Source organism: Escherichia sp. AM3 (assembly GCF_032029835.1).
In the GTDB taxonomy this organism is placed as follows: Bacteria; Pseudomonadota; Gammaproteobacteria; order Enterobacterales; family Enterobacteriaceae; genus Escherichia; species Escherichia coli.
In genome coordinates this window covers 65203-85689 of sequence record NZ_JAVUPQ010000010.1, presented here as the reverse complement: position 1 = coordinate 85689, position 20487 = coordinate 65203, and the positions used below count along the sequence as shown (strand labels likewise).

Sequence of the window (20487 nt, the reverse complement as noted above, 5' to 3'; positions counted from 1 at the left end):
AGAGGGCGACCTCTTCCGCTTTTTTTCGTTAATAGAAAATGCGTACCGCGCAATAGACCAGCAACAGGGCAAGCACGATATTTAACTGGCGACCATACTGGCGAAACAATCGCTGAAACAGATGCCCCGCCAGCGCCCAGCACACATTGCCAAACGTCCCAATCATCGCCAGCAAAACGCTGACGCCAACTACCCAGCTTAACGCCTGTGTTTGCGGCAGAACAAACGTCGACAGTGCCGTAACACCGTACAAAATGATTTTGACGTTCACAAACTGCAAAGCAAAGCTGGCCCAAAAGCTGATTGGTTTTGCCTGAAGTCCGTCTTCCTTTGTTGGGCTGGTGGCGATTTTCCACGCCAGCCAGACAATATATGCCGCCCCCGCCCAACTCAAAAGGTGTACCGCTGCCGGGTCAATCACTGCCAGTGAAAATGAAATGCCCGCACACAGTAACATCACAATCAAAAATCCCAGACTCATCCCTGCCAGCACGCGGGTACTTTGACGAAATCCATGCGACGTAGCAGAGCTAAGGGCGAGAATATTGTTCGGTCCTGGCGTCATAGCGGTAATCAGGGTGTAAGTCCAAAAAGCACTTAAAAGGGTCGGTGTCACTTGTTATCTCCTCTGTTTTGGTAGACAGTACCCGACACGGAACATTTAAAAAAATGAATGTTTTTATATTCTAGATTCGATATTTTCGATAGGTTTGGGGTTATGGATCTGCGCCGTTTTATTACGCTTAAAACCGTGGTGGAAGAGGGTTCCTTTTTGCGAGCTTCGCAAAAATTGTGCTGTACACAATCGACGGTGACTTTTCATATTCAGCAGCTTGAGCAGGAGTTTTCAGTCCAGTTATTTGAGAAAATTGGCCGACGGATGTGCCTTACCCGCGAAGGAAAAAAGTTGCTGCCGCACATTTATGAACTTACCCGAGTGATGGATACGCTTCGTGAGGCTGCCAAAAAGGAGTCAGATCCGGACGGGGAACTACGCGTTGTTTCGGGCGAAACGTTGCTCTCTTACCGAATGCCGCAGGTGTTGCAGCGTTTTCGGCAACGCGCCCCAAAAGTGCGTTTATCGTTGCAGTCGCTGAACTGTTACGTGATCCGTGATGCGCTACTGAATGATGAGGCCGATGTTGGCGTCTTTTATCGTGTAGGGAATGATGATGCTCTGAATCGACGAGAGTTGGGTGAACAATCACTGGTGCTGGTGGCTTCACCGCAAATTGCAGATGTCGATTTTACTGAGCCGGGAAGACATAACGCCTGTAGCTTTATTATCAACGAACCGCAATGTGTCTTCCGGCAGATATTTGAGAGCACGCTGCGTCAGCGGCGGATCACGGTGGAAAACACCATTGAGCTTATAAGTATCGAAAGCATCAAGCGTTGTGTCGCGGCGAATATCGGGGTCAGCTACCTACCGCGCTTTGCGGTGGCAAAAGAGTTGGAGTGCGGAGAATTAATTGAATTGCCTTTTGGCGAACAGTCGCAGACCATTACGGCCATGTGCGCACATCATGCTGGAAAAGCGGTTAGCCCGGCGATGCACACTTTTATTCAGTGTGTTGAAGAGAGTTTTGTGGCTGGATAAAAATAATGTCGGGATTAAACCCGGCATTTAACTTGTCGACAAAGTGCGCTTTATTCATGCCGGATGCGGCGTGAACGCCTTATCCGGCCTACAAGATCGTGCAAATTCAATATATTGCATGAGCCACGTAGGCCTGATAAGCGTAGCGCATCAGGCAGTTTTGCGTTTGCCAGCACTTTTAATACCAGGCTTAAACCTGGCATTGAGATTACTCTTCTGTCGTTTGCGGTGGCACGCCCGTTCCGCTTGGTTTACGGCGCTTACCAATATTTTTGGTGTCGCGATGGCGTTTTTTCACCCGCGGCTTCTCTTTCTCTTTAGCTTTTTTCTTCTCAGCACGTTTAGCCAGTACTTTCTTCGATGGCTTGCCGGTCTGCTTTTCGCTTGGCGCACGCGTTTTCGGGCGTAACTCATCAATAACGCGAGCTTTAATTGGCTCTTCAATATAGCGGCCTACTTTACCCAGCAGCAGATGGTCATGGGCTTCCACCAGCGAAATTGCGGTGCCTTTACGACCGGCGCGCGCGGTACGTCCGATACGGTGCAAATAAGTATCGCCACTGCGCGGCATATCGAAGTTAAAGACGTGGCTGACGTCAGGAATGTCGATACCGCGCGCGGCAACATCGGTTGCGACCAGTACGTTTACGCGACCTTCGGTCAAACGCTTGATCGCTTCGTTACGCTTGCCCTGTACCATCTCACCTTCGAGATAGCAGTTGTTGATGCCCGCTTCGCGCAGCCAGTTTGCCAGCTCATGCACACGCTCACGCTTACGCACAAACACAATTGAGCGGGTCGCTTCCGGCTGTTTTAACAGATGCACCAGCAACGCGGTTTTATGCTCAAGATCATCGGCGCGGTAATACCACTGATGAATTTTTTTGCGCTCACGGGTGGAGGGATTGGCAGAAACTTCCACCGGATCTTCCAGCAGACGCTCGGCAAAGTCCTGAATCGCATCGCCTTCCAGCGTTGCCGAAAAGAGCAGGGTCTGTTTACGCCAGCGCGTTTCGCCAGCAATATGTTCGATATCCTGAGCGAAGCCCATATCCAGCATACGGTCTGCTTCGTCGAGGATCAGCGTTTCAACCGCGCGGCAATCGAAGTTCTCTTCTTTTATGTATTGCAGCAGACGTCCGGTCGTGGCGACCACGATGTCCTGATTTTCGCTGAACACTTCCGCGTGGTTCATATAGGCTACGCCGCCGGTGATGGTGGCGATATCCAGATGCGTATGTTTCGCCAGTTCGCGGGCATGATCGGCCACCTGCATCGCCAGCTCGCGAGTTGGGGTGAGGATCAAAATACGCGGCGGACCGGATTTCTTACGCGGGAAATCGAGCAGGTGCTGCAACGCTGGCAGCAGATACGCCGCCGTTTTACCGGTGCCTGTCGGCGCAGAACCGAGTACATCACGGCCATCGAGCGCAGGCGGAATGGCGGCAGCCTGAATGGCGGTCGGGCGAGTGAAACCTTTATCCTGGAGGGCTTCCAGCAGGCTTTCGTCGAGTTCAAGTTCGGAAAAAGTCGTTACAGTCATGTTCTACCTCTGTGTGGGGCGCTGATTATAGACGTTACGGCTGCAATCTTCATCTGTTTGTATGGATATCGCTTCTCGGGTATTGTTCTCACCCGGTGCTATCGCCGTTTTTCCTGCAAGGTTTTATTTTCATGTCACAGTCTACATCCGTGCTTCGTCGTAATGGATTTACTTTTAAACAGTTTTTTGTTGCTCACGATCGCTGTGCGATGAAAGTGGGAACGGATGGTATTTTATTGGGCGCATGGGCACCGGTGGCTGGGGTAAAACGTTGCCTTGATATCGGCGCGGGTAGCGGGTTGCTGGCATTAATGCTGGCGCAGCGAACCGATGACAGCGTGATGATTGATGCAGTTGAACTGGAAAGTGAAGCTGCCGCGCAGGCGCAGGAAAATATCAACCAGTCCCCGTGGGCAGAGCGGATTAACGTCCATACGGCGGATATTCAGCAGTGGATCACACAGCAGACAGTACGCTTCGATTTAATCATCAGTAACCCACCTTACTATCAGCAGGGAGTAGAGTGCTCGACACCTCAACGGGAACAGGCTCGCTATACCACTACGCTTGATCACCCATCGTTGCTGACCTGTGCGGCGGAGTGCATTACCGAAGAGGGATTTTTCTGCGTAGTGCTGCCAGAGCAGATTGGTAATGGTTTTACGGAGCTGGCATTAAGCATGGGCTGGCATTTACGTTTGCGGACGGATGTGGCGGAAAACGAAGCGCGACTGCCGCATCGGGTGCTGCTGGCATTCTCCCCGCAGGCGGGAGAATGCTTTAGCGATCGCTTAGTCATTCGTGGGCCAGACCAGAACTATTCCGAAGCGTATACGGCGCTGACCCAGGCTTTTTATCTGTTTATGTAATGATTGCCGGGGGAAAGGATCGACGGACCGGAATGCGTGAGCAGTTCCGGGTAATCCAGCGTAAAATGCAGGCCACGACTCTCCTTGCGCATCATCGCACAGCGAACAATCAACTCGGCAACCTGTACCAGATTACGCAGCTCCAGCAAATTATTTGAGACGCGGAAATGGGCGTAATATTCGTCTATTTCTTGTTGGAGCATGGTTATCCGCCGCAGGGCGCGTTCCAGGCGCTTCGTTGTGCGCACAATGCCAACGTAATCCCACATAAACAGACGTAGCTCGTGCCAGTTATGCTGAATTACTACCCGTTCGTCAGGGTTCTCAACGCGGCTTTCATCCCACGGCGGTAACGTACTGATGTCGTGGGCATAAGGCATACGTCTGGTGATATCTTCCGCCGCCGACCAGCCATAGACCAGACACTCCAGCAATGAATTCGAGGCCATGCGGTTAGCGCCGTGTAAGCCGGTATAACTCACCTCGCCAATGGCATACAAGCCCTCGACGTCCGTACGCCCATGATCATCAACCATTACACCACCGCAGGTATAGTGTGCAGCAGGCACAATCGGTACCGGTTCTTGTGTGAGATCAATCCCCAGCCCGAGCAATTTTTCATAAATCATCGGGAAATGCTGGCGAATAAAATCAGCGGGCTTATGGCTGATATCAAGGAACATACAATCCGCGCCGAGGCGTTTCATTTCATGGTCAATGGCGCGGGCGACAATATCGCGCGGGGCCAGTTCGCCGCGCACATCAAAATCGGGCATAAAACGCGTGCCATCCGGGCGCTTGAGATAAGCGCCTTCGCCGCGCAGTGCTTCTGTTAACAGGAAATTGCGTGCCTGTGGGTGATATAGCGCGGTAGGGTGGAACTGATTAAATTCGAGATTGGCAACCCGGCAGCCTGCGCGCCACGCCATAGCAATGCCATCGCCAGAAGAAATATCCGGATTGGTGGTGTACTGATAAACCTTCGACGCACCGCCAGTTGCCAGCACCACCGCTTTTGCGTGGCAGGTTTCCACCGTTTCTTTATTACGGTTCCATACCCACGCGCCAACAACCCGTCGCGTGCCCGGCAGGCCAATTTTGTCAGAAATAATCAGATCAACCGCGTTGCTGCGCTCCAGCACGCGAATATTCGGATGGTTCAGCGCCTTGCTCACCAGCGTGGTTTCTACTTCTCTACCAGTTGCGTCGGCGGCATGAAGAATACGACGGTGACTATGTCCACCTTCACGGGTCAGATGGTAGCTTTCTTCGCCATTCGGCTGAATGTGGGTATCAAATAACACCCCCTGGTCGATTAGCCATTGCACACAGGATCGTGCATTGCTGGCGACAAATTCAACTGCATGGCGATCGCAAATACCAGCCCCGGCAATCAATGTGTCTTCCACATGCGAGTCAATGCTGTCAGTTTCATCAAACACGGCGGCAATACCGCCCTGGGCATAAAATGTTGAACCTTCCGTTACCGGGCCTTTACTTAGAACGATGACCTGATGCTGGTCAGCCAGGCGTAGCGCCAGTGAAAGCCCGGCTGCGCCGCTACCGATAATCAACACGTCACATGAATGTTCAGGGAGAGTATTCATTTTCTTTGTTTAATTTACTAAACACGGTTTGGTCAGCATAGCATCATGTTGTGCGAATAAACACCTGCTATTTTAATATTTGTTACAGTGGCTAAACACGCTGATGCAGGGCGGCGAGAAAAAGAGAAGTTACTGGCTGGTGGAGGATTAGGTGGTGAAATAAAAAGGCCGTTGGGTTACTCTTCAGGCAGTTAAATGGGCATTTCTACACAGATAATGCGATGTTCAGATTCTGTAGACTTATAATGATAGATAATGATCCGTCTACAGCATGACAAACAAAAACAGATGCGTTACGGAACTTTACAAAAACGAGACACTCTAATCCTTTGCTTGCTCAAATTGCAGCTAATGGAGTGGCGTTTCGATAGCGCGTGGAAATTTGGTTTGGGGAGACTTTACCTCGGATGAGCGAGCAGTTAACGGACCAGGTCCTGGTTGAACGGGTCCAGAAGGGAGATCAGAAAGCCTTTAACTTACTGGTAGTGCGCTATCAGCATAAAGTGGCGAGTCTGGTTTCCCGCTATGTGCCGTCGGGTGATGTTCCCGATGTGGTACAAGAAGCTTTTATTAAAGCCTATCGTGCGCTGGATTCGTTCCGGGGAGATAGCGCTTTTTATACATGGCTGTATCGGATTGCTGTAAATACAGCGAAAAATTACCTGGTTGCTCAGGGGCGTCGTCCACCTTCCAGTGATGTGGATGCCATTGAAGCTGAAAACTTCGAAAGTGGCGGCGCGTTGAAAGAAATTTCGAACCCTGAGAACTTAATGTTGTCAGAAGAACTGAGACAGATAGTTTTCCGAACTATTGAGTCCCTCCCGGAAGATTTACGCATGGCAATAACCTTGCGGGAGCTGGATGGCCTGAGCTATGAAGAGATAGCCGCTATCATGGATTGTCCGGTAGGTACGGTGCGTTCACGTATCTTCCGAGCGAGGGAAGCTATTGATAACAAAGTTCAACCGCTTATCAGGCGTTGACGATAGCGGGATACTGGATAAGGGTATTAGGCATGCAGAAAGAACAACTTTCCGCTTTAATGGATGGCGAAACGCTGGATAGTGAGCTGCTTAACGAACTGGCTCATAACCCAGAAATGCAGAAAACCTGGGAAAGCTATCACTTAATCCGTGACTCAATGCGGGGTGATACTCCCGAGGTGCTCCATTTCGATATCTCTTCACGCGTGATGGCCGCCATTGAAGAAGAGCCAGTACGTCAACCGGCGACATTGATCCCGGAAGCCCAGCCTGCGCCGCATCAATGGCAGAAAATGCCATTCTGGCAGAAAGTACGTCCGTGGGCGGCACAGCTTACCCAAATGGGCGTAGCCGCATGCGTATCGCTTGCAGTTATCGTTGGCGTCCAGCACTATAATGGACAATCTGAAACGTCCCAGCAGCACGAAACGCCGGTATTTAATACACTGCCGATGATGGGTAAAGCCAGCCCGGTAAGCCTGGGAGTACCTTCTGAAGCGACCGCAAACAATGGTCAACAGCAGCAGGTACAGGAGCAGCGTCGTCGCATTAATGCAATGTTGCAGGATTACGAACTGCAACGCCGACTCCACTCTGAACAGCTTCAGTTTGAGCAGGCGCAAACCCAGCAAGCCGCTGTACAGGTGCCAGGAATTCAAACTTTAGGAACGCAATCGCAGTAATGAAGCAACTTTGGTTTGCCATGTCATTAGTGACAGGTAGCCTGTTATTCTCTGCTAACGCCTCGGCCACTCCCGCGTCCGGGGCGTTATTACAGCAGATGAACCTGGCCAGTCAGTCACTGAATTACGAGCTGTCATTCATCAGCATCAATAAACAGGGTGTTGAGTCTCTGCGTTATCGACATGCACGCCTCGATAACCGTCCTCTTGCACAATTGTTGCAAATGGATGGCCCGCGCCGGGAAGTGGTACAGCGCGGCAATGAAATCAGCTATTTTGAACCGGGACTTGAACCGTTCACGCTTAATGGCGATTACATTGTTGATTCTCTGCCATCGCTTATCTATACCGATTTCAAACGCCTTTCTCCTTACTACGACTTTATCTCCGTCGGGCGCACGCGTATTGCTGATCGTCTTTGCGAAGTCATTCGCGTGGTTGCCCGAGATGGTACACGCTACAGCTACATCGTGTGGATGGACACCGAATCGAAATTACCGATGCGGGTTGATCTCCTTGATCGCGATGGTGAAACGCTGGAACAATTTCGCGTGATTGCTTTTAACGTCAATCAGGATATCAGCAGCAGTATGCAGACGCTGGCGAAGGCAAATTTGCCGCCGTTGCTTTCTGTTCCTGTAGGTGAAAAAGCTAAATTCAGCTGGACGCCAACCTGGTTGCCACAGGGTTTTAGCGAAGTTTCCAGTAGTCGACGTCCGCTACCGACGATGGACAACATGCCTATCGAATCACGTCTCTATTCCGACGGATTATTCAGCTTCTCGGTAAACGTTAACCGCGCTACGCCATCGAGCACCGATCAGATGTTGCGCACCGGACGCAGAACCGTCAGTACAAGCGTACGTGATAACGCCGAAATCACCATTGTCGGTGAACTGCCGCCGCAAACGGCGAAACGCATTGCCGAGAATATTAAGTTCGGGGCAGCGCAATGATCAAAGAGTGGGCTACCGTCGTCTCCTGGCAAAACGGGCAGGCGCTGGTCAGTTGTGATGTTAAAGCTTCATGCAGCAGCTGCGCTTCACGCGCCGGTTGCGGTAGCCGCGTGTTAAATAAACTTGGCCCGCAAACCACGCATACCATTGTCGTACCCTGTGATGAGCCGTTAGTGCCGGGGCAAAAAGTGGAATTGGGGATCGCCGAAGGCAGCCTGCTTAGCTCCGCATTACTGGTTTATATGTCGCCGCTGGTGGGATTATTCCTTATCGCTTCGCTATTTCAGCTACTCTTTGCTTCTGACGTCGCAGCATTATGTGGTGCGATCCTCGGTGGTATTGGCGGGTTCCTGATTGCGCGCGGCTACTCGCGTAAGTTTGCTGCCCGGGCAGAATGGCAACCGATCATCTTAAGCGTGGCATTGCCGCCTGGCCTTGTGCGATTTGAAACATCTTCGGAAGACGCGAGCCAGTGATTTCACTGGCTTTGTTGCATTTTGCATAACAAATGCGAGGACGTTTCCAGATACCACAATCCATACGGTATGAACATTTCCTCGCCTCAATGTTGTAGTGTAGAATGCGGCGTTTCTATTAATACAGACGTTAAGCTCAGAACAGCGACTTCTAAAAGCCTGGTTAACCGGGCATTAAGGCACAATAATCATACTTTATGAAGAATATACGTAACTTTTCGATCATAGCTCACATTGACCACGGTAAATCGACGCTGTCTGACCGTATTATCCAGATCTGCGGTGGCCTGTCTGACCGTGAAATGGAGGCGCAGGTTCTCGATTCCATGGATCTTGAGCGTGAGCGTGGCATTACCATCAAAGCGCAAAGCGTGACGCTGGACTACAAAGCGTCTGACGGCGAAACCTATCAGCTTAACTTTATCGACACCCCGGGCCACGTAGACTTCTCCTATGAAGTTTCCCGTTCGCTGGCTGCCTGTGAAGGTGCATTGCTGGTGGTCGACGCCGGGCAGGGCGTAGAAGCGCAAACCCTGGCAAACTGCTACACCGCCATGGAAATGGATCTCGAAGTTGTGCCGGTACTGAACAAGATTGACCTGCCGGCAGCCGATCCTGAACGCGTGGCGGAAGAAATTGAAGATATCGTCGGCATCGACGCCACCGACGCGGTGCGCTGTTCAGCGAAAACCGGCGTTGGTGTGCAGGACGTTCTCGAACGTCTGGTGCGCGACATTCCGCCGCCGGAAGGCGATCCGGAAGGCCCGTTGCAGGCACTAATTATCGACTCATGGTTCGACAACTACCTGGGCGTTGTTTCACTTATCCGTATTAAAAACGGCACCCTGCGTAAGGGCGACAAAGTGAAAGTCATGAGTACCGGGCAGACCTATAACGCCGACCGTCTGGGCATCTTCACGCCGAAACAGGTTGACCGCACTGAACTGAAATGTGGCGAAGTAGGCTGGCTCGTATGTGCGATTAAAGATATCCACGGCGCTCCAGTCGGCGATACCTTAACGCTGGCGCGTAATCCGGCAGAAAAGGCGCTGCCTGGCTTTAAGAAAGTCAAACCGCAGGTATACGCCGGTCTGTTCCCGGTAAGTTCCGACGACTATGAAGCCTTCCGTGACGCGCTGGGTAAACTCAGCCTGAACGATGCCTCACTGTTCTATGAGCCGGAAAGCTCCAGCGCGCTGGGCTTTGGTTTCCGCTGCGGCTTCCTCGGCCTGCTGCACATGGAGATCATCCAGGAACGTCTGGAACGTGAATACGATCTGGATCTGATCACCACTGCGCCGACCGTAGTGTATGAAGTTGAAACCACGTCAAGAGAAGTTATCTACGTCGACAGCCCATCCAAGCTGCCTGCGGTAAATAACATCTACGAACTGCGCGAGCCGATTGCAGAGTGTCACATGCTGCTGCCGCAGGCATATCTCGGCAACGTTATTACGTTGTGCGTAGAAAAACGCGGCGTGCAGACCAATATGGTTTACCACGGTAATCAGGTGGCGCTGACGTACGAGATCCCGATGGCGGAAGTGGTGCTCGACTTCTTCGATCGCCTGAAATCTACCTCGCGTGGTTATGCGTCTCTGGATTACAACTTCAAGCGCTTCCAGGCGTCCGACATGGTACGTGTAGACGTATTAATCAACGGTGAACGTGTTGATGCGCTGGCGTTGATCACCCACCGTGATAATTCGCAAAACCGCGGTCGCGAGTTGGTGGAGAAGATGAAAGATCTGATCCCACGCCAGCAGTTTGATATCGCCATTCAGGCAGCGATTGGTACGCACATCATTGCGCGATCCACCGTGAAACAGCTGCGTAAAAACGTACTGGCTAAATGTTATGGCGGCGATATCAGCCGTAAGAAAAAGCTGCTGCAGAAGCAGAAAGAAGGTAAGAAACGCATGAAGCAGATCGGTAACGTCGAGCTGCCGCAGGAAGCGTTCCTCGCCATTCTGCACGTCGGCAAAGACAACAAATAACCCTTAGGAGTTGGCATGGCGAATATGTTTGCCCTGATTCTGGTGATTGCCACACTGGTGACGGGCATTTTATGGTGCGTGGATAAATTCTTTTTCGCACCTAAACGGCGGGAACGTCAGGCAGCGGCGCAGGCGGCTGCCGGGGACTCACTGGATAAAGCAACGTTGAAAAAGGTTGCGCCGAAGCCTGGCTGGCTGGAAACCGGTGCTTCTGTTTTTCCGGTACTGGCTATCGTATTGATTGTGCGTTCGTTTATTTATGAACCGTTCCAGATCCCGTCAGGTTCGATGATGCCGACTCTGTTAATTGGTGATTTTATTCTGGTAGAGAAGTTTGCTTATGGCATTAAAGATCCTATCTACCAGAAAACGCTGATCGAAACCGGTCATCCGAAACGCGGCGATATCGTGGTCTTTAAATATCCGGAAGATCCAAAGCTTGATTACATCAAGCGCGCGGTGGGTTTACCGGGCGATAAAGTCACTTACGATCCGGTCTCAAAAGAGCTGACGATTCAACCGGGATGCAGTTCCGGCCAGGCGTGTGAAAACGCGCTGCCGGTCACCTACTCAAACGTGGAACCGAGCGATTTCGTTCAGACCTTCTCACGCCGTAATGGTGGGGAAGCGACCAGCGGATTCTTTGAAGTGCCGAAAAACGAAACCAAAGAAAATGGAATTCGTCTTTCCGAGCGTAAAGAGACACTGGGTGATGTGACGCACCGCATTCTGACAGTGCCGATTGCGCAGGATCAGGTGGGGATGTATTACCAGCAGCCAGGGCAACAACTGGCAACCTGGATTGTTCCTCCGGGACAATACTTCATGATGGGCGACAACCGCGACAACAGCGCGGACAGCCGTTACTGGGGCTTTGTGCCGGAAGCGAATCTGGTCGGTCGGGCAACGGCTATCTGGATGAGCTTCGATAAGCAAGAAGGCGAATGGCCGACTGGTCTGCGCTTAAGTCGCATTGGCGGCATCCATTAATAGCCATCTTCGTTCACGTTGTCGCCGTTATGGCGACAACGTGAATTATTTATGAGATAAATCTCCCGTGGCTAACGACATCCCCCGTCGTTGTGTATAGAATATTCCCCCGAAGTTTAAGGTTGGCACCTCCAGGTTGCCACGGCACACGAAACAGCGTTGGTCCCCATATACCGGTAAACTGAAACTGCAGCGAAGCAGTTAGCAGAACCATGTATATCAGGTCTGTTTCGTGTGCTGAATTGTTGACGCATTTATTTATTGGTATCGCATGAACCCCATCGTAATTAATCGGCTTCAACGGAAGCTGGGCTACACTTTTAATCATCAGGAACTGTTGCAGCAGGCATTAACTCATCGTAGTGCCAGCAGTAAACATAACGAGCGTTTAGAATTTTTAGGCGACTCTATTCTGAGCTACGTTATCGCCAATGCGCTTTATCACCGTTTCCCTCGTGTGGATGAAGGCGATATGAGCCGGATGCGCGCCACGCTGGTCCGTGGCAATACGCTGGCGGAACTGGCGCGCGAATTTGAGTTAGGCGAGTGCTTACGTTTAGGGCCAGGTGAACTTAAAAGCGGTGGATTTCGTCGTGAGTCAATTCTCGCCGACACCGTCGAAGCATTAATTGGTGGCGTATTCCTCGACAGTGATATTCAAACCGTCGAGAAATTAATCCTCAACTGGTATCAAACTCGTTTGGACGAAATTAGCCCAGGCGATAAACAAAAAGATCCGAAAACGCGCTTGCAAGAATATTTGCAGGGTCGCCATCTGCCGCTGCCGACTTATCTGGTAGTCCAGGTACGTGGCGAAGCGCACGATCAGGAATTTACTATCCACTGCCAGGTCAGCGGCCTGAGTGAACCGGTGGTTGGCACAGGTTCAAGCCGTCGTAAGGCTGAGCAGGCTGCCGCCGAACAGGCGTTGAAAAAACTGGAGCTGGAATGAGCATCGATAAAAGTTACTGCGGATTTATTGCCATCGTCGGACGTCCGAACGTTGGCAAATCCACATTGTTGAACAAACTGCTGGGGCAGAAAATCTCCATCACTTCCCGCAAGGCGCAGACAACTCGTCACCGCATTGTGGGGATCCATACTGAAGGCGCGTATCAGGCGATCTACGTCGATACACCGGGCCTGCATATGGAAGAAAAACGCGCCATTAACCGCCTGATGAACAAAGCGGCGAGCAGCTCTATTGGCGATGTTGAGCTGGTGATTTTTGTCGTTGAAGGCACCCGCTGGACGCCGGACGACGAAATGGTGCTCAACAAACTGCGCGAAGGCAAAGCGCCGGTAATCCTCGCGGTGAACAAAGTGGACAACGTGCAGGAGAAAGCCGATCTGCTGCCGCACCTGCAGTTCCTGGCAAGCCAGATGAACTTCCTCGATATCGTGCCAATCTCTGCCGAAACCGGGCTGAATGTTGACACTATTGCGGCAATCGTGCGTAAGCATCTACCTGAAGCGACTCATCACTTCCCGGAAGATTACATCACCGATCGCTCACAGCGTTTTATGGCGTCTGAAATCATCCGCGAAAAACTGATGCGTTTCCTCGGCGCTGAACTGCCGTACTCCGTGACCGTGGAGATCGAACGTTTCGTCTCTAACGAACGCGGTGGTTATGACATCAACGGTTTGATTCTCGTTGAGCGTGAAGGGCAGAAGAAGATGGTCATTGGCAACAAAGGGGCCAAGATCAAAACCATCGGGATTGAAGCGCGTAAAGACATGCAGGAAATGTTCGAAGCGCCTGTTCACCTTGAACTGTGGGTAAAAGTGAAATCCGGTTGGGCCGACGACGAACGCGCACTGCGCAGTCTCGGTTACGTTGACGATCTTTAAGAGTAACTCCGATGGAAGGCTGGCAGCGCGCATTTGTCCTGCATAGTCGCCCGTGGAGCGAAACCAGCCTGATGCTGGACGTCTTCACGGAGGAATCGGGTCGCGTGCGTCTGGTTGCCAAAGGCGCACGCTCTAAACGCTCTACCCTGAAAGGTGCATTACAGCCTTTCACCCCTCTCTTGCTACGTTTCGGCGGGCGTGGCGAAGTCAAAACGTTGCGCAGTGCTGAAGCTGTCTCATTGGCGCTGCCATTAAGCGGTATCACGCTTTACAGCGGTCTGTACATCAACGAACTTCTCTCCCGCGTACTGGAATACGAGACGCGCTTCTCTGAACTCTTTTTCGATTACTTGCACTGCATTCAATCTCTTGCAGGTGCCACTGGTACGCCAGAACCCGCGCTGCGCCGCTTTGAACTGGCACTGCTCGGGCATCTGGGCTATGGCGTCAATTTTACCCATTGCGCAGGTAGCGGCGAGCCGGTAGATGACACCATGACGTATCGTTATCGCGAAGAAAAAGGGTTTATCGCAAGCGTCGTTATCGACAATAAAACGTTCACCGGAAGGCAGTTAAAAGCGTTAAACGCGCGGGAATTTCCTGACGCAGACACACTACGCGCCGCGAAACGCTTTACCCGCATGGCGCTTAAGCCGTATCTTGGCGGTAAACCATTAAAGAGCAGGGAACTGTTCCGGCAGTTTATGCCTAAGCGAACGGTGAAAACACATTATGAATGATGAGGGTTGTCATGGCTGAATTACTTTTAGGCGTCAACATTGACCATATTGCAACGCTGCGTAACGCACGCGGTACTGCTTACCCGGATCCGGTGCAGGCGGCGTTTATTGCCGAGCAGGCGGGAGCGGACGGCATTACCGTGCATTTACGTGAAGATCGCCGTCACATTACTGACCGCGACGTGCGCATCCTGCGTCAGACGCTGGATACCCGCATGAATCTGGAGATGGCGGTGACCGAAGAGATGCTGGCGATCGCCGTTGAGACGAAGCCACATTTTTGCTGCCTGGTACCGGAAAAGCGTCAGGAAGTAACAACCGAAGGCGGCCTGGATGTCGCAGGGCAGCGTGACAAAATGCGCGATGCCTGCAAACGTCTGGCAGATGCCGGGATTCAGGTTTCTCTGTTTATTGACGCCGATGAAGAGCAGATCAAAGCTGCGGCAGAGGTTGGCGCACCGTTTATCGAGATCCACACCGGTTGCTATGCTGATGCCAAAACTGACGCCGAACAGGCGCAAGAGCTGGCGCGTATCGCCAAAGCCGCGACCTTTGCCGCTAGTCTCGGTTTGAAAGTTAACGCCGGACACGGTCTGACCTATCACAACGTAAAAGCCATTGCCGCCATCCCTGAGATGCACGAACTGAATATCGGTCATGCCATTATTGGTCGTGCAGTGATGACCGGACTGAAAGATGCGGTGGCAGAAATGAAGCGCCTGATGCTGGAAGCGCGTGGCTAATGGCAATATTAGGTTTAGGCACGGATATCGTAGAGATCGCTCGCATAGAAGCAGTGATCGCCCGATCCGGTGAGCGCCTGGCACGCCGCGTATTAAGCGATAACGAATGGGAAATTTGGAAAACGCACCACCAGCCGGTGCGTTTTCTGGCGAAACGCTTTGCCGTAAAAGAAGCCGCAGCAAAAGCGTTTGGCACCGGGATCCGCAATGGTCTGGCGTTTAATCAGTTTGAAGTATTTAACGATGAGCTTGGTAAGCCACGGCTGCGACTGTGGGGCGAGGCATTAAAACTGGCGGAAAAGCTGGGCGTTGCAAATATGCATGTGACGCTGGCCGATGAGCGCCACTATGCTTGCGCCACGGTAATTATTGAAAGTTAAAAATAATACCGTTCTCTTTAAAAAGTAAAACCCCCGAACTGGTAAGGAACGGGGGTTTTACTTTGTAACTTTAATTTAGTGCAGCACGCACCCTCAACAACAGCGATTATGGATCAGGGTAGTTATCTTTTACAAGCAACTTGCAATCTTTATCATAAAAACTCGAGCCTTTACGAAGAAAGCGATATTGATGGCAAGATTAACGTGACCGCCAATTCGTAAGTACATTAAAATTGGTTTCGTTATTGGCGATTTTGCTGTGCTTTACACCATGCCACAGAATTCCCCCATTGAAACGAGTGGTGTCGTCAAAGCTCTGGTGTGGAGTGCAGCATGCACCCTCAATAACTCGCACGTTCAGTTTTGGGGAGATGTAAGGGCTAATCTGAACGGCTGCATTCCTTGTTTAAGGAAAAACGAATGACTGATTGCCGATACCTTATTAAACGGGCCATCAAAATCATCATTGCTGTTTTACAGCTGATCCTTCTGTTCTTATAACACAAGGAAACGTACTTAAGGTGCGTCCGGTGAACCAGTCGGACGCACCTTTAATAACTATAAATAAGTGTCTGGGCAGATACTATATAAATTAACTTAGTGAATGTTTGTGCTAATAATCATCAATTAAATAAATATAATAGCGTTAAGGTTTCCCTATAAAATAATTAATACTCTACTTCAGGAGCAGAATATTAAATTTTATCCGCGTGGTGCATCAGCACAAATTTATCCCACAACTGTTCTTCTGTCTCGACATGTTGCGGATCTTTCACAATAGTATTGGGGATCGGGCACACCTTCTGGCAGGTTGGTGTCTCGTAGTGCCCTACGCATTCGGTACACTTATCGCTGTTAATCTCGTAGATATGATCTCCCATTGAAATCGCCTCATTCGGGCATTCGGGTTCACACATATCACAATTGATGCATTTTTTAGTGATTAACAACGCCATAAGGAAACTCTCAAAACAACACAAACCGGGCGGGCATTATACGCGCATTCTTTACTCAGACCAGTTTTTTCACCAGCGCTTCACTATGACGAATACGTTCTGGTGCCAGTTCCAGATCCTGCTGAATCAGCGCAATGAACAGCAAATCCGTTAACATTCCCTGAGCGTGACAAGCAGAGATTGAAGCACTGTTTGTCGCTTGTTCTTCGGCAATGGTATACAGGCAATGAGAAGCACGCTGTTGCAGGGCATTCGGAGTAAAGCCGGTAATCGCCAGCACTTTTCCGCCCACTCGCAGCATCTCATCTGCCGCCAGGTTTAACTCGCGTCGTACACCGGTGTAGGAAATGGCTAATAACAGATCGTCAGGGGACGACGCCTGTACTGTTGCGAGTAGCGCATGCATATCGCGCACTGCGGCAGCATTGAAGCCAATCTTCATCAGCTTCCAGGCAAAGTTTTGCGCCACCAGACCCGAAGCGCCAATACCGGTCAGAATTATCCGCCGCGCAGAGCGCAACATTGTTACGCATTCATGCAGTTTCTCTTCACTATTAACGTTTAGCGTTGCGTACATAGCGGCAGTATTTTCTTTAATCAGTTTTTCGCCGACCAGCCGTAACGGATCATCACCGCGGATTTGGTTATGAATGGGCACGGAGGGTGATTCCGGCTGGCTTGCCAGCGCTTCACTCAACGCCAACTTAAGCGCCGGAAAACCTTTATAGCCGAGTTTTTGCGCGAACTTCACGACGCTGGACTGACTGACTCCGGCTTCGTTGGCCAGTTGCTGAGAGCTTAAATGGCGCGCCGTATCAGGTTGTAGCAGCAGATAATCCGCCAGTTTTTTATCACTCTGGGCAAGCCCCTGGTAACGCTGACGGATACGAAGTAAGCCGTTCATATCTTTCCTCGCGATGAAATAGTGGCGACAACAGGCAATATGAGACACACGCGAGTGAATTTTATATTCCATTGCCGCTAATTGCCATGAATTAAAAATTCCAGTTAGCCATGATGCGGTTGATTGTTGCCGGAAAAGTGATGATCTATCTGTTAGGCTATGTAGTAGCGAAAATTAATCAGGATGTTTCAGTCCAGAGGAGTATGGTTTGGCAACTCACGAGCGTCGTGTGGTGTTTTTTGACTTAGATGGAACATTGCATCAGCAGGATATGTTCGGCAGTTTTCTGCGCTATTTACTACGTCGCCAACCGCTGAATGCGTTACTTGTCCTGCCGTTGTTACCGATTATAGCCATTGCGTTATTGATAAAAGGTCGTGCGGCACGCTGGCCGATGAGTCTGCTTCTGTGGGGGTGCACTTTTGGTCACAGCGAAGCACGTTTACAGACGTTGCAGGCCGATTTCGTGCGCTGGTTTCGCGACAATGTTACCGCCTTTCCGCTGGTTCAGGAGCGATTAACCACCTACCTGTTAAGTTCCGATGCTGATATCTGGTTGATTACCGGCTCTCCGCAGCCGCTGGTTGAAGCGGTTTATTTCGATACGCCCTGGCTGCCGCGGGTTAATCTTATCGCCAGCCAAATTCAGCGTGGCTATGGTGGTTGGGTATTGACGATGCGTTGTCTGGGACATGAAAAGGTCGCACAACTTGAGCGCAAAATCGGCACTCCGCTGCGGCTGTACAGTGGCTATAGCGACAGTAATCAGGACAATCCGCTGCTTTATTTCTGTCAGCATCGTTGGCGAGTAACCCCGCGCGGTGAACTCCAGCAACTGGAATAGAGTAAAGCATAGCGTCCGTGTATAATGCGCCGCGCTTTTATAACCGGAGTTTTCTTTTTGTCTGAAGTCGAATTTAGCCACGAATACTGGATGCGTCACGCGCTGACGCTGGCGAAACGTGCCTGGGATGAGCGGGAAGTGCCGGTCGGCGCGGTATTAGTGCATAACAATCGGGTAATCGGCGAAGGCTGGAACCGCCCGATTGGTCGCCATGATCCCACCGCACATGCAGAAATCATGGCCCTGCGGCAGGGTGGTCTGGTGATGCAAAATTATCGTCTGATCGACGCCACGTTGTATGTCACGCTTGAACCATGTGTAATGTGTGCCGGAGCGATGATCCACAGTCGCATTGGTCGCGTGGTCTTTGGTGCGCGTGACGCGAAAACTGGCGCTGCGGGATCTTTAATGGATGTGCTGCATCATCCGGGTATGAATCACCGAGTGGAAATTACGGAAGGAATACTGGCGGATGAGTGCGCGGCGTTGCTCAGTGACTTCTTTCGCATGCGCCGCCAGGAAATTAAAGCGCAGAAAAAAGCGCAATCCTCGACGGATTAATTTTGTTTCTCTTCACTCCCTTTCCTGGAAAACAGCAGAGAGGGAGAATGGGTCAAATAGTTTGATGACGACTGGGAAAGAAACGAGAGAAAAGGAAATTTCTCTTTGCCCAACTCCGTAGGCGATACCGCCGGATAATCCTGCGCCAGTTGCATCGCCGCTTCTGTAGCCTGCTTCTCTTTCTCTTGCAGATAACCCACCAGGCTAATCTGATACTTACGAATATTTTCGACATAAGCGTAGGCTTCATGCCCACGAGCGTAGCCGTAAGTCAGCTTGCTGTAATAGGGTTTCTGGCTAAGTAAAGGCAGACGCTGTTTTACGTCAGCCCAACTGTCAGGATTCCCTTTGGTTTTTGCCGTCAGGGCGCGGGCATCCAGCATATGCGCATAGCCCATATTGTACGCAGCGAGGGCAAACCAGATCCGTTCGTTCTCCGGCACACTTTCCGGCACTTTACTCATCATATCCTGCAAATAACGCACGCCACCGCTAATGCTCTGTTCGGCATCGGTACGATCCGTAATGCCGAGGCTTTGCGCGGTATTTTTGGTTAACATCATCATGCCGCGCACACCCGTCGGTGAAGTGGCCTGTGCATCCCAGTGCGATTCCTGATAAGCAATAGCGGCCAGCAAACGCCAGTCAATTTCTTCGGCGTATTTCTCAAACAGGGGCTTTAACTGCGGCAGTACCGCATCGACGGCGCGTAAAAATGTGCGCGTATCGACGTAATCAAAATCATCGCCATGCCCCAGGTATTTCTCTTCAATGCGTGCCAGCGTACCGTCTTCATTCATTTCGTTGAAGAAGTCGAGCAGGGCGGCGGAAAGGGTATTATCGCCATCTAACGGGCTAAACCAAGTCACCGGTTGTTCATCGGTGATATCGAGCGCTACGGCGAGCTCCGGGTGAACGCGCTGAAACAGGCTGATGGCGACAGAATCAGCAATGGTGTAATCGAGTTTTCCTTCGATGACATCTTCCATTAATTCCGCAGAGCCTTTTTTGTCGTCTACCTTCCAGCTTAATTCCGGGAATTTTGTTTCTTTCAGGGTCTGGAGATCGTTAACCACCACATGACCCGGTGCAACGGTGAGTTGCTCCGCCGTCAGGTTGCCCAGCGTACGTGGGCGATACTGACCCACTTTATAAACCAGTTGTTGTGACACGGAATAATAGGTAGGGCCAGGCTGATAATTTTTTACCCGCTCACTGTTATAGACCAGTCCTGCCGCCAGCAGGTCGGCGTTACCATTATCGAGGTCGTCAAACAGCTGGCTGATATTCTGCCGCACGGTCACTTTCAGTTTTACGCCGAGGTAATCGGCAAACTGTTTCGCCAGTTCGTAATCCAGGCCAAAAGGTTTCCCGTTGATTTCGTTATAAGTCAGGGGAGTATGAATGGTGCTCACACGCAACTCTCCCCGCGCTTGAATGGCGGCGATACGGTTGTCGGCTTTACCAAACCAGGGAATGGATGGCCAGAGAGCGACCGCGAGCAGCAGTGCCAGAATGCCGATGAACAGATAATTAATCTTTAATTTTTTCAATTAGTTAATTCTCTGTGTCGTGCGCGTCCCAGCTTGAAAAAACGTAATAATAGTGAAAGGTTTACTCATAAATGAGCGGCATTTTGCGTAAACCTGCGCCAGATGGCAACTTATTACAGCCATTGGCGGCACGCGTTGCTAATTCACGATGGTGATTTTATTTCCACGCAAACGGTTTCGTCAGCGCATCAGATTCTTTATAATGACGCCCGTTTCCCCCCCCTTGGGTACACCGAAAGCTTAGAAGA

23 protein-coding genes are annotated in these 20487 nt (G+C 51.0%); 17 read left to right on the top strand and 6 right to left on the bottom strand.

The window, feature by feature from the left end; genetic code table 11:
- Positions 1 to 28 precede the first annotated feature (28 nt).
- On the bottom strand, positions 29 to 616 hold the full coding sequence (gene eamB / locus RTW80_RS06945; protein ID WP_000189207.1) for a cysteine/O-acetylserine transporter: 588 nt from the start codon (positions 614 to 616) through the stop codon (positions 29 to 31).
- Positions 617 to 718: 102 nt separating this feature from the next.
- On the opposite strand from eamB, the gene RTW80_RS06940 reads away from it, so the two are divergent.
- A complete protein-coding gene (locus tag RTW80_RS06940; protein ID WP_001300638.1) occupies positions 719 to 1600 on the top strand; it encodes a LysR family transcriptional regulator in 882 nt (293 codons plus the stop codon).
- Between the two features lie 208 nt (positions 1601 to 1808).
- Here the strand turns inward: RTW80_RS06940 and srmB are convergent, their stop codons facing one another.
- Positions 1809 to 3143, bottom strand: coding sequence for an ATP-dependent RNA helicase SrmB (gene srmB, locus RTW80_RS06935; protein WP_000219193.1), 1335 nt, complete (start codon positions 3141 to 3143; stop codon positions 1809 to 1811).
- Between the two features lie 131 nt (positions 3144 to 3274).
- Here srmB and trmN point away from each other — a divergent pair, with 131 nt between their 5' ends.
- Positions 3275 to 4012, top strand: coding sequence for a tRNA(1)(Val) (adenine(37)-N(6))-methyltransferase TrmN (gene trmN / locus RTW80_RS06930; RefSeq protein WP_001295363.1), 738 nt, complete (start codon positions 3275 to 3277; stop codon positions 4010 to 4012).
- On the opposite strand, the gene nadB is transcribed toward trmN, so the two are convergent.
- The gene (gene nadB / locus RTW80_RS06925) at positions 3997 to 5619 is read right to left on the bottom strand and encodes an L-aspartate oxidase (protein ID WP_001094488.1); all 1623 of its coding nucleotides are present in this window, start codon (positions 5617 to 5619) and stop codon (positions 3997 to 3999) included. The genes trmN and nadB overlap by 16 nt on opposite strands.
- A 255-nt stretch (positions 5620 to 5874) precedes the next feature.
- Here nadB and rseD point away from each other — a divergent pair, with 255 nt between their 5' ends.
- From rseD to shoB, 13 genes are all read left to right on the top strand, one after another.
- On the top strand, positions 5875 to 6030 hold the full coding sequence (gene rseD, locus RTW80_RS06920; RefSeq protein ID WP_001325470.1) for a rpoE leader peptide RseD: 156 nt from the start codon (positions 5875 to 5877) through the stop codon (positions 6028 to 6030).
- Positions 6027 to 6602, top strand: coding sequence for an RNA polymerase sigma factor RpoE (gene rpoE / locus RTW80_RS06915; protein WP_001295364.1), 576 nt, complete (start codon positions 6027 to 6029; stop codon positions 6600 to 6602). Before rseD ends, rpoE begins: the two co-directional genes overlap by 4 nt.
- A gap of 32 nt (positions 6603 to 6634) precedes the next feature.
- On the top strand, positions 6635 to 7285 hold the full coding sequence (gene rseA, locus RTW80_RS06910) for an anti-sigma-E factor RseA (protein WP_001168456.1): 651 nt from the start codon (positions 6635 to 6637) through the stop codon (positions 7283 to 7285).
- A complete protein-coding gene (gene rseB / locus RTW80_RS06905) occupies positions 7285 to 8241 on the top strand; it encodes a sigma-E factor regulatory protein RseB (RefSeq protein ID WP_000812053.1) in 957 nt (318 codons plus the stop codon). Before rseA ends, rseB begins: the two co-directional genes overlap by 1 nt.
- Positions 8238 to 8717 (top strand): SoxR-reducing system protein RseC, encoded by a 480-nt coding sequence (rseC, locus tag RTW80_RS06900; protein WP_000589068.1) that lies wholly within the window; start codon positions 8238 to 8240, stop codon positions 8715 to 8717. Before rseB ends, rseC begins: the two co-directional genes overlap by 4 nt.
- A gap of 197 nt (positions 8718 to 8914) precedes the next feature.
- The gene (lepA, locus tag RTW80_RS06895; RefSeq protein WP_000790168.1) at positions 8915 to 10714 is read left to right on the top strand and encodes a translation elongation factor 4; all 1800 of its coding nucleotides are present in this window, start codon (positions 8915 to 8917) and stop codon (positions 10712 to 10714) included.
- 15 nt (positions 10715 to 10729) lie between these two features.
- A complete protein-coding gene (gene lepB, locus RTW80_RS06890; RefSeq protein ID WP_000002541.1) occupies positions 10730 to 11704 on the top strand; it encodes a signal peptidase I in 975 nt (324 codons plus the stop codon).
- A 271-nt stretch (positions 11705 to 11975) separates the two neighbouring features.
- On the top strand, positions 11976 to 12656 hold the full coding sequence (rnc, locus tag RTW80_RS06885; protein ID WP_001068343.1) for a ribonuclease III: 681 nt from the start codon (positions 11976 to 11978) through the stop codon (positions 12654 to 12656).
- Positions 12653 to 13558 carry a GTPase Era gene (gene era, locus RTW80_RS06880; protein WP_000020749.1) on the top strand — a complete coding sequence of 302 codons (906 nt, stop codon included), beginning with the start codon at positions 12653 to 12655 and terminating at the stop codon, positions 13556 to 13558. The genes rnc and era overlap by 4 nt, the downstream gene beginning before the upstream one ends.
- A gap of 11 nt (positions 13559 to 13569) precedes the next feature.
- The gene (gene recO / locus RTW80_RS06875) at positions 13570 to 14298 is read left to right on the top strand and encodes a DNA repair protein RecO (protein ID WP_000399393.1); all 729 of its coding nucleotides are present in this window, start codon (positions 13570 to 13572) and stop codon (positions 14296 to 14298) included.
- An 11-nt stretch (positions 14299 to 14309) separates the two neighbouring features.
- A complete protein-coding gene (pdxJ, locus tag RTW80_RS06870; protein WP_001297412.1) occupies positions 14310 to 15041 on the top strand; it encodes a pyridoxine 5'-phosphate synthase in 732 nt (243 codons plus the stop codon).
- Positions 15041 to 15421, top strand: a complete 381-nt coding sequence (gene acpS, locus RTW80_RS06865) for a holo-ACP synthase (protein WP_000986037.1) — start codon at positions 15041 to 15043, stop codon at positions 15419 to 15421. The genes pdxJ and acpS overlap by 1 nt, the downstream gene beginning before the upstream one ends.
- 420 nt (positions 15422 to 15841) lie before the next feature.
- Positions 15842 to 15922, top strand: coding sequence for a type I toxin-antitoxin system toxin ShoB (gene shoB / locus RTW80_RS06860; RefSeq protein ID WP_000128773.1), 81 nt, complete (start codon positions 15842 to 15844; stop codon positions 15920 to 15922).
- 194 nt (positions 15923 to 16116) lie between these two features.
- Here shoB and yfhL read toward each other — a convergent pair whose 3' ends face one another.
- Positions 16117 to 16377 carry a 4Fe-4S dicluster ferredoxin YfhL gene (gene yfhL / locus RTW80_RS06855; protein ID WP_001196285.1) on the bottom strand — a complete coding sequence of 87 codons (261 nt, stop codon included), beginning with the start codon at positions 16375 to 16377 and terminating at the stop codon, positions 16117 to 16119.
- Positions 16378 to 16432: 55 nt separating this feature from the next.
- Complete coding sequence (locus RTW80_RS06850; protein ID WP_001013779.1) at positions 16433 to 17281, bottom strand: MurR/RpiR family transcriptional regulator; 849 nt, start codon at positions 17279 to 17281, stop codon at positions 16433 to 16435.
- A gap of 208 nt (positions 17282 to 17489) precedes the next feature.
- Here RTW80_RS06850 and yfhb point away from each other — a divergent pair, with 208 nt between their 5' ends.
- Together yfhb and tadA are read left to right on the top strand one after the other, a co-directional pair.
- Positions 17490 to 18125: a phosphatidylglycerophosphatase C gene (yfhb, locus tag RTW80_RS06845; protein WP_000190655.1), complete on the top strand. Its 636-nt coding sequence runs from the start codon at positions 17490 to 17492 to the stop codon at positions 18123 to 18125.
- Between the two features lie 57 nt (positions 18126 to 18182).
- Complete coding sequence (gene tadA / locus RTW80_RS06840) at positions 18183 to 18686, top strand: tRNA adenosine(34) deaminase TadA (protein ID WP_001297409.1); 504 nt, start codon at positions 18183 to 18185, stop codon at positions 18684 to 18686.
- Here tadA and mltF read toward each other — a convergent pair.
- A complete protein-coding gene (gene mltF, locus RTW80_RS06835) occupies positions 18683 to 20239 on the bottom strand; it encodes a membrane-bound lytic murein transglycosylase MltF (protein ID WP_000734212.1) in 1557 nt (518 codons plus the stop codon). The two genes, tadA and mltF, sit on opposite strands and share 4 nt — an antisense overlap.
- Between the last annotated feature and the right edge of the window lie 248 nt (positions 20240 to 20487).

Bases quoted from the DNA above. Each gene is read 5' to 3' on its own strand.
- rseA (WP_001168456.1), top strand. From the start codon at position 6,635: ATGCAGAAAGAACAACTTTCCGCTTTAATGGATGGCGAAACGCTGGAT.
- nadB (WP_001094488.1), bottom strand. From the start codon at position 5,619: ATGAATACTCTCCCTGAACATTCATGTGACGTGTTGATTATCGGTAGC.
- rnc (WP_001068343.1), top strand. From the start codon at position 11,976: ATGAACCCCATCGTAATTAATCGGCTTCAACGGAAGCTGGGCTACACT.
- rpoE (WP_001295364.1), top strand. From the start codon at position 6,027: ATGAGCGAGCAGTTAACGGACCAGGTCCTGGTTGAACGGGTCCAGAAG.
- shoB (WP_000128773.1), top strand. From the start codon at position 15,842: ATGACTGATTGCCGATACCTTATTAAACGGGCCATCAAAATCATCATT.
- pdxJ (WP_001297412.1), top strand. From the start codon at position 14,310: ATGGCTGAATTACTTTTAGGCGTCAACATTGACCATATTGCAACGCTG.
- rseB (WP_000812053.1), top strand. From the start codon at position 7,285: ATGAAGCAACTTTGGTTTGCCATGTCATTAGTGACAGGTAGCCTGTTA.
- rseD (WP_001325470.1), top strand. From the start codon at position 5,875: ATGATCCGTCTACAGCATGACAAACAAAAACAGATGCGTTACGGAACT.
- yfhL (WP_001196285.1), bottom strand. From the start codon at position 16,377: ATGGCGTTGTTAATCACTAAAAAATGCATCAATTGTGATATGTGTGAA.
- RTW80_RS06940 (WP_001300638.1), top strand. From the start codon at position 719: ATGGATCTGCGCCGTTTTATTACGCTTAAAACCGTGGTGGAAGAGGGT.
- era (WP_000020749.1), top strand. From the start codon at position 12,653: ATGAGCATCGATAAAAGTTACTGCGGATTTATTGCCATCGTCGGACGT.
- lepB (WP_000002541.1), top strand. From the start codon at position 10,730: ATGGCGAATATGTTTGCCCTGATTCTGGTGATTGCCACACTGGTGACG.
- rseC (WP_000589068.1), top strand. From the start codon at position 8,238: ATGATCAAAGAGTGGGCTACCGTCGTCTCCTGGCAAAACGGGCAGGCG.
- srmB (WP_000219193.1), bottom strand. From the start codon at position 3,143: ATGACTGTAACGACTTTTTCCGAACTTGAACTCGACGAAAGCCTGCTG.
- recO (WP_000399393.1), top strand. From the start codon at position 13,570: ATGGAAGGCTGGCAGCGCGCATTTGTCCTGCATAGTCGCCCGTGGAGC.
- RTW80_RS06850 (WP_001013779.1), bottom strand. From the start codon at position 17,281: ATGAACGGCTTACTTCGTATCCGTCAGCGTTACCAGGGGCTTGCCCAG.
- lepA (WP_000790168.1), top strand. From the start codon at position 8,915: ATGAAGAATATACGTAACTTTTCGATCATAGCTCACATTGACCACGGT.
- trmN (WP_001295363.1), top strand. From the start codon at position 3,275: ATGTCACAGTCTACATCCGTGCTTCGTCGTAATGGATTTACTTTTAAA.
- acpS (WP_000986037.1), top strand. From the start codon at position 15,041: ATGGCAATATTAGGTTTAGGCACGGATATCGTAGAGATCGCTCGCATA.